At 65.3% G+C, this 14,306-nt stretch carries 15 protein-coding genes and 4 tRNA genes; 5 read left to right on the forward strand and 14 right to left on the reverse strand.

All coding sequences use genetic code 11. The features are described 5' to 3' along the window. Positions 1 to 10 precede the first annotated feature (10 nt). From ACPTTC_RS05135 to rph, 9 genes are all read right to left on the reverse strand, one after another. Positions 11 to 190: a hypothetical protein gene (locus ACPTTC_RS05135; RefSeq protein WP_021164136.1), complete on the reverse strand. Its 180-nt coding sequence runs from the start codon at positions 188 to 190 to the stop codon at positions 11 to 13. Between the two features lie 104 nt (positions 191 to 294). After that, complete coding sequence (locus tag ACPTTC_RS05140) at positions 295 to 1,605, reverse strand: MFS transporter (protein WP_423391757.1); 1,311 nt, start codon at positions 1,603 to 1,605, stop codon at positions 295 to 297. Positions 1,606 to 1,882: 277 nt separating this feature from the next. Beyond that, positions 1,883 to 2,374, reverse strand: coding sequence for an energy transducer TonB family protein (locus ACPTTC_RS05145; protein ID WP_423391758.1), 492 nt, complete (start codon positions 2,372 to 2,374; stop codon positions 1,883 to 1,885). A gap of 297 nt (positions 2,375 to 2,671) precedes the next feature. After that, on the reverse strand, positions 2,672 to 2,965 hold the full coding sequence (locus ACPTTC_RS05150; RefSeq protein WP_423391759.1) for a hypothetical protein: 294 nt from the start codon (positions 2,963 to 2,965) through the stop codon (positions 2,672 to 2,674). A 226-nt stretch (positions 2,966 to 3,191) separates the two neighbouring features. Further along, a complete protein-coding gene (locus ACPTTC_RS05155; protein WP_423391760.1) occupies positions 3,192 to 3,587 on the reverse strand; it encodes a hypothetical protein in 396 nt (131 codons plus the stop codon). Between the two features lie 140 nt (positions 3,588 to 3,727). After that, positions 3,728 to 3,815 (reverse strand) — tRNA-Ser (locus ACPTTC_RS05160). A 44-nt stretch (positions 3,816 to 3,859) separates the two neighbouring features. Beyond that, positions 3,860 to 5,074 (reverse strand): radical SAM family heme chaperone HemW, encoded by a 1,215-nt coding sequence (gene hemW / locus ACPTTC_RS05165; RefSeq protein ID WP_423391761.1) that lies wholly within the window; start codon positions 5,072 to 5,074, stop codon positions 3,860 to 3,862. A gap of 34 nt (positions 5,075 to 5,108) precedes the next feature. Continuing rightward, positions 5,109 to 5,735: an RdgB/HAM1 family non-canonical purine NTP pyrophosphatase gene (gene rdgB, locus ACPTTC_RS05170; RefSeq protein WP_423391762.1), complete on the reverse strand. Its 627-nt coding sequence runs from the start codon at positions 5,733 to 5,735 to the stop codon at positions 5,109 to 5,111. A gap of 1 nt (position 5,736) precedes the next feature. Beyond that, positions 5,737 to 6,468: a ribonuclease PH gene (gene rph, locus ACPTTC_RS05175; RefSeq protein WP_175951625.1), complete on the reverse strand. Its 732-nt coding sequence runs from the start codon at positions 6,466 to 6,468 to the stop codon at positions 5,737 to 5,739. A gap of 172 nt (positions 6,469 to 6,640) precedes the next feature. Between rph and ACPTTC_RS05180 the strand changes: the two genes are divergently transcribed. From ACPTTC_RS05180 to ACPTTC_RS05195, 4 genes are all read left to right on the forward strand, one after another. Further along, positions 6,641 to 7,564 (forward strand): YicC/YloC family endoribonuclease, encoded by a 924-nt coding sequence (locus ACPTTC_RS05180; protein ID WP_175951626.1) that lies wholly within the window; start codon positions 6,641 to 6,643, stop codon positions 7,562 to 7,564. Positions 7,565 to 7,570: 6 nt separating this feature from the next. After that, positions 7,571 to 8,254 (forward strand): guanylate kinase, encoded by a 684-nt coding sequence (gene gmk, locus ACPTTC_RS05185; protein ID WP_089439459.1) that lies wholly within the window; start codon positions 7,571 to 7,573, stop codon positions 8,252 to 8,254. Between the two features lie 58 nt (positions 8,255 to 8,312). Next, entirely contained in the window at positions 8,313 to 8,516 is a 204-nt protein-coding gene (gene rpoZ / locus ACPTTC_RS05190) for a DNA-directed RNA polymerase subunit omega (RefSeq protein ID WP_006025620.1), read from the forward strand. Between the two features lie 63 nt (positions 8,517 to 8,579). After that, on the forward strand, positions 8,580 to 10,946 hold the full coding sequence (locus ACPTTC_RS05195; RefSeq protein WP_175951627.1) for a RelA/SpoT family protein: 2,367 nt from the start codon (positions 8,580 to 8,582) through the stop codon (positions 10,944 to 10,946). A 199-nt stretch (positions 10,947 to 11,145) separates the two neighbouring features. Here the strand turns inward: ACPTTC_RS05195 and ACPTTC_RS05200 are convergent. The 3 genes from ACPTTC_RS05200 to ACPTTC_RS05210 all read right to left on the reverse strand — a co-directional run bounded on the left by ACPTTC_RS05200 (position 11,146) and on the right by ACPTTC_RS05210 (position 11,502). Further along, positions 11,146 to 11,222: transfer RNA gene (locus tag ACPTTC_RS05200), tRNA-Arg, on the reverse strand. Between the two features lie 60 nt (positions 11,223 to 11,282). Next, positions 11,283 to 11,359: transfer RNA gene (locus ACPTTC_RS05205), tRNA-Arg, on the reverse strand. 66 nt (positions 11,360 to 11,425) lie between these two features. Next, positions 11,426 to 11,502: transfer RNA gene (locus tag ACPTTC_RS05210), tRNA-Arg, on the reverse strand. Between the two features lie 129 nt (positions 11,503 to 11,631). Here ACPTTC_RS05210 and greB point away from each other — a divergent pair. Beyond that, entirely contained in the window at positions 11,632 to 12,195 is a 564-nt protein-coding gene (greB, locus tag ACPTTC_RS05215; protein WP_423391763.1) for a transcription elongation factor GreB, read from the forward strand. A gap of 83 nt (positions 12,196 to 12,278) precedes the next feature. Here greB and ACPTTC_RS05220 read toward each other — a convergent pair whose 3' ends face one another. Beyond that, on the reverse strand, positions 12,279 to 13,424 hold the full coding sequence (locus ACPTTC_RS05220) for a porin (RefSeq protein ID WP_423391764.1): 1,146 nt from the start codon (positions 13,422 to 13,424) through the stop codon (positions 12,279 to 12,281). Between the two features lie 501 nt (positions 13,425 to 13,925). Then, positions 13,926 to 14,198, reverse strand: coding sequence for a hypothetical protein (locus ACPTTC_RS05225; RefSeq protein ID WP_423391765.1), 273 nt, complete (start codon positions 14,196 to 14,198; stop codon positions 13,926 to 13,928). Positions 14,199 to 14,306: the final 108 nt, after the last annotated feature.

The raw sequence follows: 14,306 nt of genomic DNA on the forward strand, positions 1-14,306 counted from the left end.
GCGCGCCGGTTCAGGCGAGCAACGCCTCGACCGTGACGACGGCGGCAATCGCCGCCAGGTTCGCCAGCAGCGCCTCGAATACGAGGCCGCGCCACGTCTTCGGCCGGAAGCGCAGTGCGAGCAGTAGCGCACCACCCAGCGCGAGCGCGAGGATTAGGACGAGATCGGCGTTGCCGAGGCGGATGTTCATGGCGGCGGCTCCTTCGGGGCGGAATCCCGGGGGCGCGCCGCGGCGCGCCCAGGATCGAGTATAGGCAGCGCCGGCCACCGCACAACCCGGGGCGCCCCGGAGTCTCAGACGAGCGATGCGTCGCGCGTTTCACGCATCAGCAGCACACCGATCAGGCTGATTGCCGCCGCAACCGATACATAACCGCCGACCCACGACAGCCCGCCGCGCGCTGCCAGCAGTTGCGCGATATACGGCGCGATCGACGCACCGAGGATCCCGCCGAGGTTGTACGCGACGCCCGCGCCCGTATAGCGGACGTTGGTCGGGAACAGTTCCGGCAGCAGCGCGCCCATCGGCGCGAACGTCACGCCCATCAGGAACAGCTCGATCGTCAGGAACAGCGCGACGAGCGGCATCGAGCCGCTACCGAGCAGCGGCTCCATCGCAAAACCCGACAGCAGCGCGGCGATCGCGCCCACGACCAGCACCGGTTTGCGGCCGAAGCGGTCGGATGCCCACGCGGACAGCGGCGTCGCGAGTCCCATGAACACGACCGCGAAACACAGCAGGCCGAGGAAACTCTGGCGCGGAATATGCAGCGTCGACACGCCATACGACAGCGAGAACACCGTCGAGATGTAGAACAGCGTGTAGCAGACGACCATTGCAAGCGCACCGAGCAGCGTCGGCTGCCAGTGTTGCGTGATCAGTGTCGCGACCGGCACGCGCACGCGCTCGTTGCGATCGAGTGCGGCCTGGAACGCGGGCGTTTCGGTGATCTTGAGCCGCACGTACAGGCCGAGCGCGACGAGCACCGCACTGACCAGGAACGGGATGCGCCAGCCCCAACTGCGGAACTGCTCGTCCGACAGCGACAGCGCGAGCGCGAAGAACAGGCCGTTTGACATCAGGAAGCCGACCGACGGTCCGAGCTGCGGGAACATCCCGAACCAGCCGCGCTTGCCCTGCGGCGCGTGCTCGGTCGCGAGCAGCGCGGCGCCGCCCCATTCGCCGCCGAGGCCGATCCCCTGGCCGAAGCGCAACACGCACAGCAGCACCGGCGCGAGCGTGCCGATCGCGTCGTAGCCGGGCACGAAGCCGATCGCGGTGGTGGACACGCCCATTACGAGCAGGGACGCGACGAGCGTCGATTTGCGGCCGATGCGGTCGCCGAAGTGTCCGAACAGGAACGACCCGATCGGGCGTGCGATGAACGCGATGCCGAACGTCACGAACGCGGACAGCGCCTGTGCGGTCGCGGAGCCGTGCGGGAAGAACACGGGGCCGATGACGAGCGCGGCGGCCGTTGCGTACACGTAGAAATCGTAGAACTCGATCGCGGTGCCGATGAAGCTCGCGAACACGATGCGCCGGTGGCTGACGGCGCCGGCCGAACCGGTTGCATGTGCAACGGCCGGGGGGGATGCGGACATGGATGTCTCCGTTTTGTCGTTGGGGCGGTCGAGCAGGCGGACGCCTGCCGGGGGCAGCCGAGCGGATGATGCGGTGGCGGCGTGGACGCGCGCCGTGGCGCGGACGTCACCCGCCGGTCGACGATGGAGACGGGTACGTCGCCGCCGCCCGGTGCCGGCGTGGTCGGCTCGCATGCCGGGTGGGGCGCGCGAACGCGCGCGCGGCGTGGTGGTCGCGCGATTGCGGAAAATTATAGCCAGCGCCCCCGCGCACCGGCAATCGCGGTGCGGCGACCGGTCAGTCGATCGATTGCGCCTGCGCCGACGCGGTGCTTTGCAACTGGAAGTGACCGTCGTCGTTGAAGAGCCAGCCTTCCATCAACTCGAGCCGGCCGTTGCCGTCGAGCAGTCGCGACGGTGGTGGCGGCAGCGGTGCCGAGCGGCGCAGCGACGCGAGCGCGAGTGCTTCCGCTTCGCTGTCGCCATTGCTGCGATAGACGGACGCGTTGACGAGCCGGCCGCTGCCATCGACGGTGAAGGCCACGACGACGAGCGAGCGCAGCATGGCTTGTGGTGTGCCGTGCAGCATGCCGGAGGGATTACGTTCGGCGACACGCTGCGCGACTTCGACGCGGTACTGGTCGAGGCTGCCGCTGCGGGTGATCGACGGAATCGTCAGGACCGAGCGCAGCGACGGAGGCGGCGTGATCGTGCACGCCGCGAGCATGGCGACGACGGCCAGCGCAACTGCTCGCAGCCGGTCGACGCGCGGACGGGGAAGGGGGCGCATGGGAGGCTAGCCAGAAGTGACTATAAAAAAATGATAGGCGCACGGACGCGAGCCGATATCGGGAGAAACGCATAATGCGCGATGCCGGACGATGCGATCGCTGATGACGAGATGGCGTGCGCTCGCGCATCGCGATGTGACGCGACATGTGACAGCGCGCTCGCGTGGCCGCCGTACGCGTGCGGCCCCGCGTGCGTGTTGCAAGGTTGAAAGAAAGGCGAGGAACGCGAGTGGCACGCAGGCACGTGACGACCGTCCGGCCGCCGGCGCACGCTTCAGCGATGCGTGCCGCCCGGTTCAGAAGCCGTGCGTGACGAGCGACAGGATCGACAGGTCGGGATGCGTGCCGTCGATGATGCTCTTGCCGGTGTGCACGGCTTCGTGGACGGCTTCATCGAGGCTCGTGAAGCTTTCCTCGCCGTCCGCGTGGAACGGCACCGCGTGACCGGGCAACGCGGGATTCGCGCCCGGATGGCACACGTAGCCGGTGTAGGTGTAGCGCGTGTCGCTACCGGGCACGACGGCCGGCATGACATGGACCTCGAAGCCTTCGTAATCGACGTGTTCCGCCGGTGTCGACAGTTCGGTCATGGCGATCTCCGTGTGCCGCACGCAGGGGTGGCGCGCGCGGCGTCGAGTACGCGGCGGCGGTCGTGTCGCCGTGTTGATCGAATTCTAGGTGATCGAACGGCCGGCCGGGAGGCTTCCAGCGCGGCGTGGCGCGACGACGGGCCGCTGCCCGTGGCTCAGGTGCCGCTCGGGACCCGGCACGAACGCACGTGCCGTTTCGACGGACGGGTTCGCGCGCGGCGCTGCATCATTGCTTGCAGCGCGCGTCCTTGCGCTGCACGACGATGATCACCGGGTATTTCTGGCCGTGGTCGAGCTCCACACGCGCGACGACGCTCAGCGTCGCCGGGTCGGAATCGTCGTACACGCTGACCTGTTCGTGCCGGAGGTAGGTCACACCCGTGCAGTTCGACGTGCGTCCGTCGTCTCCGACCTTGCACTGGAGGTCGTTGTCCTTCAGGTAGTTGTAGGGCGACGGACTTGCAAGGTATTCGCTCAGGCCGCGCGGCGAGCCGCCGACGCCGGTCACGTAGGCGATCGCGCACGACGCTTGCGTATCGCTGCCGGAGGCGGTGTCGGCTATCGCCTGCGTGCTGACGGCAACCAGCAGCGCAGCGAGCGACGAGACGATGAAGGGCTTCATGACGTGGTTTTCCCGTTTCGCGAATCGGAGCGCCGGATTGTAACGGCATCCGGCGCGACGCGTCGGAACGTTAGGGAAGGATGCGCGGGCCAACAAAAAACCCCGTCATTCGGTGAATGGACGGGGTTTGGCGAATTTCCTGGCGGAAGCGGTGAGATTCGAACTCACGGACAGTTTCCCGTCGCCGGTTTTCAAGACCGGTGCCTTAAACCGCTCGGCCACGCTTCCACACGAGGCGGCATTGTAACCGAAATGCCGCGAGGTTCATTCCTTCAATCGTCGCGCAGGAACAATTCCTGCAGGTCGTTGAGGAAACGCTGGCCGAGCGGTGTCGGTGCGATCTGCGCGAAATCGCGCGCGATCAGGCCGCGTCGTTCCGCTTCCTGCAGCGCCGGTTCGATCGTGCTCATCGGCAGGCCCGTGCGTTCGGCGAAGCTGTGCACGGGGAAACCCTCGACGAGCCGCAGCGTGTTCAGCATGAACTCGAACGGCAGGTCGCGCGCGCCGACTTCACGCTCTTCCTGTACGGCCGTGCCGGCCATCGCCTGCTCGATGAAGGTTGCCGGGTGCTTGTAGCGTGCCTGCCGCAGGATCCGGTTCGGGAACGACAGCTTCGTGTGTGCGCCCGCACCGATCCCGAGATAGTCGCCGAAGCGCCAGTAGTTCAGGTTGTGCTTGCACTGATGATTCGGCCTGGCATACGCGGAAACTTCGTAGCGTCCGTAACCGGCCTCGGCCGTGCGCGCGTGAATCCATTCCTGCATGTCGGCCGACGCGTCGTCGTCGGGCACGACCGGCGGGAACTTCGCGAACAGCGTATTCGGCTCGAGCGTCAGGTGATACAGCGACAGATGCGGCGGCGCGTACGACAGCGCGGTCTCGATGTCGGTACGACATTCGTCGAGCGTCTGGTTCGGCAACGCGAACATCAGGTCGAGGTTGAAGTTGTCGAAGTTCTTCGCGGCGATCTCGACGGCCGCGCGAGCCTGCGTGGTGTCGTGAATCCGGCCGAGCGCCTTCAGGTGCGTTTCGTTGAAGCTCTGGATGCCGACCGACAGGCGATTCACGCCGCTCGCGCGGAACTGCGCGAACTTCGCGGCCTCGAACGTGCCCGGATTCGCCTCGAGCGTGATCTCGGCATCGGCGTCGAGCGGCAGCAGTGCCCGCACGTCGGACAGCATCCGGTCGAGGCCGGCCGCCGACAGCAGGCTCGGCGTGCCGCCGCCGATGAATACCGTATGCACCTGCCGGCCCCACACGAGCGGCAGCGCCTGCTCGAGATCGGCGCGCAGCGCGTCGAGATATTCGGTTTCCGGAAACCGCTCGCCCTTCCACTCGTGCGAATTGAAATCGCAGTACGGGCACTTGCGCACGCACCACGGGAAATGCACATACAGCGCGAGCGGCGGCAGCGACGTGAGCCGCACCTGGCCGGGCGACGTGAAGGTCGCGACGACGCGCGCGCCGGTTTCCGCGGCCTGGCTCATGCAACCTCCGTTGGCGAACGGGTATCGAGCGCGCTCATGCTTCCTCCGCGAGCCGCGCCAGCAGCGCCTTCAGCGCCAGCGCGCGATGGCTGTGCGTGTTCTTCACGGCCGGCTCGAGTTCGGCGGCCGTCGCGCCGAGCGACGGCAGGTAGAAATACGGGTCGTAGCCGAATCCGTGCTCGCCGCGCGGCGTATCGACGATCTCGCCCGCCCAGCGCCCTTCGGCGAACAGCGGTTCGGGGTCGTCCGCATGGCGTACGAGCGCGAGTACGCAGCAATAGTATGCGCGCCGGTCGTCGACGCCGCGCAGCTGCTCGACGAGATACGCGTTGTTCGCCGCGTCGCCCTTGTCGCGGCCCGCGAGTTGCGCGTAGCGCGCCGAATAGACGCCCGGGGCGCCGCGCAGCACGCGCACGCACAGCCCCGAATCGTCGGCGATGGCCGGCAGCCCGGTGAGCCGCGACGCGTGGCGCGCCTTCGTCAGCGCGTTCTCGATGAAGGTGCCGAACGGCTCTTCCGCTTCCGGCACGGCAAGGTCGCCCTGCGGGACGATCTCGATGCCGACCGTCGAGAACAGCGCGGTGAATTCGCGCAGCTTGCCGGCGTTGTTCGACGCGAGAACGATGCGCGACAGCGGCGCGATGGTGTGGTCGTCCGGCATGTCAGGCGCCCAGCACGTCTTTCTGGAGCTGCACGAGTTCGGCGATCCCGCCTTGCGCGAGATCGAGCAGCGCGTTCATCTCGGCGCGCGAGAACGGCACGCCTTCGGCCGTGCCCTGAACTTCGACGAAACCGCCGGCGCCCGTCATCACGACGTTCATGTCGGTGTCGCACTGCGAATCTTCCGCGTAATCGAGGTCGAGCACGGGTGCGCCTTCGTACACGCCGACCGAGATCGCGGCGACGTGGTCGGTGATCGGCGAGCGCGTGAGCTTGCCGGCCGCGATCAGCGTCGACACGGCGTCGTGTGCGGCGACGAACGCGCCGGTGATGCTCGCCGTGCGCGTGCCGCCGTCGGCCTGGATCACGTCGCAGTCGATGTGGATCGTGCGCGGGCCGAGCGCCTCGAGGTCGAACACCGCGCGCAGCGCGCGGCCGATCAGGCGCTGAATTTCCTGCGTGCGGCCGGTCTGCTTGCCGCGGGCGGCTTCGCGGTCGCTGCGCGTGTGCGTCGCGCGCGGCAGCATCCCGTATTCGGCGGTCAGCCAGCCTTGCCCTCGGTCGCGCAGGAAGTCTGGGACGCGTTCGGAGACGCTCGCGGTGCAGAGCACCTTGGTGTCGCCGAATTCGACCAGCACCGAGCCTTCGGCATGTTTCGTGTAGTGGCGCGTAAGGGCGACCTTGCGCAGTGCGTCGGCGCGGCGGCCGCTCGGGCGGGAAACGGAGGACGTCATGTGGGAATCGCGGAACGAGAGGAAACCCCGATTTTAGCGCCGAACGGCGGGCGTGCCCGGCGGGGTGGTCCGCAAAAATGGGATAATGCGCGCTTCCCGCCCCGCGCTTTCCGATGCGCCGGGCGCCTCGACATATCCCGCCCGCGAGGGCACCCAGACGGCGAGACGAACCATGATCTACAGCATGACGGGCTACGCGAGCGCGACGCGCGAACTCGCGACGGCCACCGGCAACGGCGGCACCAGCGTGTCGGTCGAACTGCGCACCGTGAACTCGCGCTTCCTCGACCTGAATTTCCGGATGCCGGACGACGTGCGCGCGTGCGAACCCGCGCTGCGCGAAATGCTGATGAACAAGCTGTCGCGCGGCAAGGTCGACATCCGCATCAACCTGCAGCGCGGTGAGCAGAGCATCGGCGCCGGCGCGCTGAACCAGTCCGCGCTCGGCCAGCTCGCCGAGCTCGAGCGCTCGGTGCTCGACACGTTCCCGGGCGTCGGCCGCCTGCGCGCGGGCGAGATCCTGCGCTGGCCCGGCGTGATCGCCGAGAGCGGCGTGTCGGCGGAAGCGATCCGCGACGCGGTGCTCGCGTGCGGCAAGGAAGCGATCGGCGAGCTCGTCGTCGTGCGCTCGCGCGAAGGCGCACAGCTGGCGACGATGCTGCTGACGAACGTCACCGAGATGGAAGCGATCGTCGCACGCATCACGCCGCTCGTGCCGGAGCTGATCGCGAAGCACCAGCAGAAGATCGTCGAACGGCTGCAGGAGGCGCTCGGCATCGCGGCGCCCGAAGGCAGCTCGACGATCGTCACGCGCGAGGAAGCCGCGGAGCGCATTCGTCAGGAAGTGACGATGTACGGGATCCGGATCGACATCGCGGAAGAGCTGTCGCGGCTCACCGCGCACCTGAACGAAACGCGCCATGTGATCGAGAAGGGCGGCCGCGTCGGCAAGCGTCTCGACTTCATGATGCAGGAACTGAATCGCGAGGCGAACACGCTCGGCTCGAAGGCGGCGGCGAAGGAACTCGCCGACGCGTCGATGGCGCTCAAGCTGTTGATCGAGCAGATGCGCGAGCAAGTGCAAAACCTGGAGTAAAGCAACATGACGGAATCTACTCGCGACGCGCACGCGTCGCATTCGCTGCACGGCGGCGTCTATCCCGGCAACCTGTTCATGGTCGTCGCGCCGTCGGGTGCCGGCAAGTCGACGCTCGTGAATGCGCTGCTGTCGAAGGACAGCGACATCTGCCTGTCGATCTCGTACACGACGCGCAAGCCGCGCCCGGGCGAGCAGGACGGCCAGCATTATCACTTCACGACGGTCGAGGATTTCCGCGCGCGTCACGCGGCGCACGAATTCCTCGAGAGCGCGGAAGTGCACGGCAACTACTACGGCACGTCGCGCGTCTGGATCGAAGAGCAGATGAAGAACGGCCATGACGTGCTGCTCGAGATCGACTGGCAGGGCGCGCTGCAGGTGAAGAAGCAGTTCCGCAACGCGGTCGGCATCTTCATCCTGCCGCCGTCGCTCGACGCGCTCGAGGAGCGCCTGAAGAAGCGCGGCCAGGACGAACCGAACGTGATCACGCGCCGCCTGCTTGCCGCCGGCAGCGAGATCGCACACGCGTCCGAAGCGGAATACGTGGTGATCAACGAGAATTTCGAGCGTGCGCTCGCGGAACTCGAATGCATCGTCGCGGCCACGCGCCTGCGCTTTGCTTCGCAGTACGCGCGACACACGGAGCTGTTCATCGAGCTCGGCATCCATCTGCCCCACGCGGAATGACGCGGGGGACGAGGGACATAAGGTAGAATAAGCACTATATTCAGAAGGAATTACCAACATGGCTCGCATTACCGTCGAAGACTGCCTGAAGCAAATCCCGAACCGCTTCGAACTGGCGCTCGCCGCCACCTATCGCGCGCGGCAGCTCGCGCAAGGCCATACGCCGAAGATCGAAAGCCGCGACAAGCCGACCGTCGTCGCGCTGCGCGAAATCGCTGCCGGTCAGGTCGGTGTCGAGATGCTGAAGAAGGTGCCGGTGTAACGCGCATCCGGCCCGTTCCAGCCATGTAATCCACGCGCGCAACGACTCGACCTGGAGGCGAATATGAGCACCACCCCATCGTCCGCCTCCGCGGATTCGACCACCGAAGCCACGGCCCAGTCGCCTGCGCGCCAGTACATCGACGCGGTCCTCGAACAGTCCTTCCGGCATCTGTTCGGGCCGACCGCCACACCGGAGCAGCCTCGCAAGCACGGCGTCGTTTCGATCGCGAAACTGACCGCCGCGCTTGCCGAGTATCTTCCTCCGGAGGAAATCAAAGAGGTCAAGGCGGCGTTCCACTTCAGTGACGAAGCCCACCTCGGTCAATATCGCCAGAGCGGCGAACCCTATATCACCCATCCCGTCGCCGTCGCGGAAATCTGCGCCGGCTGGAAGCTCGACGCGCAGGCCGTCATGGCGGCGCTCCTGCACGACGTGATGGAAGACCAGGGCGTGACCAAGAACGAGCTGGCCGAACGGTTCGGTCCGAAGGTCGCAGAGCTGGTCGACGGCCTGTCGAAGCTCGACAAGATGGAGTTCCGCAGCCGCGAGGAAGCGCAGGCGGAAAATTTCCGCAAGATGCTGCTCGCGATGGCGCGCGACGTGCGCGTCATTCTCGTCAAGCTCGCCGACCGGCTGCACAACATGCGCACGCTCGGCGCGGTGCCGATGGAAAAGCGCCGCCGCGTCGCGCGGGAAACGCTCGACATCTACGCGCCGATCGCGCACCGCCTCGGGTTGAACAACACGTATCGCGAGCTGCAGGACATGAGCTTCGCGAACTTCAACCCGCATCGCTACGCGACGCTCGAGAAGGCCGTGAAGGCCGCGCGCGGCAACCGCCGCGAAGTGATCAGCAAGATCCTCGAGGCCGCGCAGCGTGCGATGGCCGATGCGAAGATCGACGCCGAGATCACCGGCCGTGAAAAGACCATCTACAGCGTCTACCGCAAGATGCGCGACAAGCAGCTGTCGTTCTCGCAGGTGCTCGACGTGTACGGCTTTCGCGTCGTCGTCGACAGCCCGCTCGACTGCTACACGTGCATCGGTGCGCTGCACGCGCTGTACAAGCCCGTGCCCGGCAAGTTCAAGGACTACATCGCGATCCCGAAGATCAACGGCTATCAGTCGCTGCACACGACGCTCGTCGGCCCGTTCGGCGCGCCGATCGAGTTCCAGGTGCGCACGCGCAAGATGCATGAGATCGCCGAGGCGGGGGTCGCCGCGCACTGGCTGTACAAGAACGGCAGCGCGGATCTCAGCGACGTGCAGAAGCGCGCGCACCAGTGGCTGAAGTCGCTGCTCGACATCCAGAGCGAAGCCGGCGATTCGAGCGAATTCCTCGAGCACGTGAAGATCGACCTGTTCCCCGACGCGGTCTACGTGTTCACGCCGAAGTCGAAGATCATGGCGCTGCCGCGCGGTGCGACGGCGCTCGATTTCGCGTATTCGATCCACAGCGATCTCGGCAACCAGTGCGTTGCCGTGAAGATCAACAACGAACTGCTGCCGTTGCGCACCGAGCTGAAGAGCGGCGACATCGTCGAGGTGATCACGGCGCCGTATTCGAAGCCGAACCCCGCATGGCTTGGCTTCGTGCGTACCGGCAAGGCGCGCTCGGCGATCCGTCACTACCTGAAGACGATGCGCCTGAACGAATCGGTGCAGCTTGGCGAGCGGCTGGTCGACCAGAGCCTGAAGGGCTACGGTCTCGCGCTGGCCGATGTCGAGCCGGAAGTGTGGGAGAAGCTCGTGCAGTGGACGGGTAACAAGAGCCGTCAGGAAATCTTCGCGGACATCGGCCTCGGCCGCCGCGTGGCTGCGGTGATGGCCAAGCGCATCGAGGTGCTGATGAGCGGCCGCGACGCGGACGACGATCTGCCGAAGTCCGAGCGGCATCCGGCGCACCATGCGCCGCCGGTCGTGATTACCGGCACCGAAGGGATGTCCGTGCAACTGTCGGCATGCTGCCGGCCGATTCCGGGCGACGCGATCATGGGTTATATCGGCATCGGTTTGGGGATGGCGATTCATACGACCGATTGCCGCGTGGCCCAGCGTATCCATCGCCGCGATCCGGGCCGCTGGATCGACGTCGAATGGGCGCCGCAGCCGGGCCGCCTGTTCGATGTCGCGGTGAAGGCGCTCGTGAAGAACACGAAGGGTATCTTTGCGCGCGTGGCGGCGGATATCACGTCGGCCGATGCGAATATCGTGCATATCGCGATGGATGAGGATCTGACGCACGAATCGACGGTGCTGCGCTTCGTGATCCAGGTCAGCGACCGTGTGCATCTCGCGAACGTGATGCGGCGCGTGCGAACCAATCCGGACGTGATGCGGATCATGCGCGAGCGTTCGACCGACGACGGTGCGCATGCGCGCCACGACGGTGGCATGCGCATCGAGCGCGAGCGGCAGGATTATTGACGCTTGGCCCGCGTGGGCGATCGATCGACGGCGGCCAGTGGCCGCCGTTTTCATTTGGGCTGCCGGAGAGGCGAGCGTGCGGTGTGGTCGACGTCCTTCCGAAAAGGGGCGCCACGCAACCGTGCGTTGCCGGGCCGTGAGCAAGGGAAGGGCAGGCGGAAAAGAAAAAGGGCTTTCCCGGAGGAAAGCCCTTTTAAGGTGGCGCGGCTGGCAGGATTCGAACCCACGACCCCTTGGTTCGTAGCCAAGTACTCTATCCAACTGAGCTACAGCCGCACGCAAAACGGTACTGCTTGACTGTCGGAACCTTCTGCGATGGGAAGGCCCCCAAAAAAGTGGCGCGGCTGGCAGGATTCGAACCCACGACCCCTTGGTTCGTAGCCAAGTACTCTATCCAACTGAGCTACAGCCGCACGCAAAACAAAACTTCTACTGCTTCGAACTGAAAGGGCCTTCGGTTCCGAAGGCCCTCGAAAAAGTGGCGCGGCTGGCAGGATTCGAACCCACGACCCCTTGGTTCGTAGCCAAGTACTCTATCCAACTGAGCTACAGCCGCACGCAGAAGCGAAATTATAGCAGGGTTGTATAAAAAGGGAAGCCTTATTCGCGAATTGTTCAGCACGGCCTTGCCGGGGCGCCCTTCGTGTACCCTTGGAGCATCAGTCATCCATGTTGAATCCGCATCATGAACAAGGCGTTTGTCAAAGAGTCGGACGGCGACGACGACGAGCTCGACCAGGCCCAGCCAGCGATCCCGGCGGGTGCGAAGAACTACATCACGCCGGCTGGCCACAAGCGGCTGCGGGACGAGCTGCTGAACCTGATCGACGTCGAGCGTCCCGAGGTCGTGCGGCTCGTGTCCTGGGCTGCGTCGAACGGCGATCGGTCGGAGAACGGCGACTATATCTACGGCAAGCGGCGGCTTCGCGAGATCGATCGCCGCATCCGCTTCCTGACGAAGCGGCTCGATCTGGCCGAAGTGGTCGATGCAAGCCGGCAGGAGAACGTCGACCAGGTGTTTTTCGGCGCAACGGTCGATTACGAGACGCCGGACGGCGAGGATCACACGATCACGATCGTCGGGATCGACGAGGTCGATCTCGATCGCGGCTGCGTCAGCTGGATTTCGCCGGTCGCGCGCGCACTGATCAAGGCGAAGATCGGCGATACCGTGATGCTGATGACGCCGGCCGGCCCGCAACCGATCGAAGTGCTCGACGTCCGTTACCCGGCGCCGGGTAACGCCTGAGCGGCGCACGGCGCAGCGCGACAAAGAAAAAGCGCCCCGATGGGGCGCTTCGTCATCCGGCGTGTGGCCGATGTGCCGACCGCTTAGAAGCGGTGGCGCAAGCCGGCCGTGACCGCGATCTGCTTGTTGGTCGATGACGCGGCGCCCAGCCCGTTGATATTGGCGCCGAGGTCGAGGCCGTCGTTGTTGACCTTCTGGAACTCGCCCTGCAGGTAGACATCGGTGCGCTTCGACAGTGCATAGTCGGCTTGCAGGTTGAACTGGTGCCAGGTCGGCTTGTCGCCGGCCAGGCGGCCCTGCGTATACGTGTAGGAGCCGGCGAGCGACAGCGCCGGTGTCAGCGCGTAGCGTCCGTTGAGTTCGTAGTTGCTGAAGCGCGCGGTTCCGCCGAGGCCCGTGATGCCGCCGGACACGCCGGACTGCCCCGCGCTGATTGCCCGGATGCCGGTCAGGCGCGTTTGCGTGAACACGAAGCCGACCGTGGCCGGGCCGAACCCGTAATTCAGGCCGGCGCCCCAAGTGCGCTGCACGCGCGATGCGAAGGTCCATTCGCCGGTCACTGCGCCCGGATCGGACACCGCCTGCGCGAGCGCATTCACGTCGCTGTTCAGCTGCAAATAGGCCGCGGCGAAGTTGAAGCCCAGGTAGCTGTACGACACGCCGCCGCTATAGGCGCGGTTGTTCGCGAAAGCGGTCGAGTTCGAGAACCCGTACAACGCACCGAACTTGAGGCCGCCGTAGTTCGCGCTCTGATACTTGACCGAGTTGTTGATCCGGAACGAGTTGTTCAGGTTGTCGTTGTCGAACGGGTGGGCGAACTGCGTGCCGCCGTACTGGGTACCGGTCAGCGATAGCGGCCCGAGATAGTCGACGACGCTGTCGTACTGCCGGCCCAGCGTCAGCGAACCGTAGCTGTCGTTGGCGAGGCCGACAAATGCTTGCCGGCCGAATTCCCGGCCGCTCTGTTTCAGCGCGCCGTTATTGATGCCGAAACCATTTTCCAGCGTGAAGATCGCTTTCAGGCCGCCGCCGAGATCTTCGGTGCCGCGCAAGCCCCAGCGGCTGCCGTTGACCGAACCGCTTGTTTCCTGCCAGGCGCTATGGCCGCCCTGATTGTTCGTGTAGGTGATGCCTGCGTCGATCAGGCCATAGAGCGTCACGCTGCTTTGGGCATGAGCTGCCGTAGCGAATACCCCCGACAACGCGATGACGATCAGGGTTTTTTTCATGGATCTGTCTCCAAACAGGATGATGTCGATCGAACCTGCTGCGGACTGGCATGTTTTGCTTGACGTTGCGGCCGGTCCGGCAGAGCGGCGCTGCGCTTATCAAAAAGCCATCTGCAGTGTACGGAGTGCTTGGAGTGGGGGAAGGATCCGCTTTAAGCAATAATATATTTTGTAATCCGCAAAGATCGATAAGGCAGCGCAAACGATTGTCCATCAAGGGTTTGCGGCGGTGCAGCGAAGGAAAAGGGCAATCAGGAGTGCGCAATGGGCGTTGCGCGATCGCGACAGGCAGTCAGTAGCAGACGGGGATGGTCGTAGTCCGATTATTGACACATCGGCAATAGAGGTTTGTGTGGAGCATGACTAATGAAAGGTTGTTCTCTCGCTATACTGCGATCTCTGCTTTCCGAAGCAGACTTTTTCGTTGACGGAAAAGATCTCCAAACCTTTGTCGGCGCGACTTCCCAGTCGCGCTTTTTTTTTGCCCCGTCTGCCCGCGCGCTATTGCGCGAACGAGCGCCGCTTGCGCTTGGCCGCAGGCGCGGCCTCCTTGGCTTCGTTGGGGGGCGGCGTGTATGTCCAGTCTTCCATCACGTAGTGACGGGCATCGAGCGGCGATGAGAGCAGGTTCTGCCAGTGATCGCCGTGCCAGGTCGTATCGAATTCGGTGTCGCACGGCGCTTCGTGCGAGGACGCGGACTCGACCAGCGCGCGGGACTTGCGGCGTACGCGCCCGAGCCGGCTCGCGAAGCGCTTGATTCCGTCCAGCCACATGACCTTCTCCTTCCTTCCGACGTTAAGTGAGCATCGCAAGGTCCCAGGATTTCCGCAACCCGGAAAAAACCCGAGGATTTTACCGATCAGATTTGTCCCCGGTAGGAA

Origin of the sequence: Burkholderia mycopellens, assembly GCF_964265025.1 — a bacterium.
Taxonomy (GTDB): Bacteria; Pseudomonadota; Gammaproteobacteria; order Burkholderiales; family Burkholderiaceae; genus Burkholderia.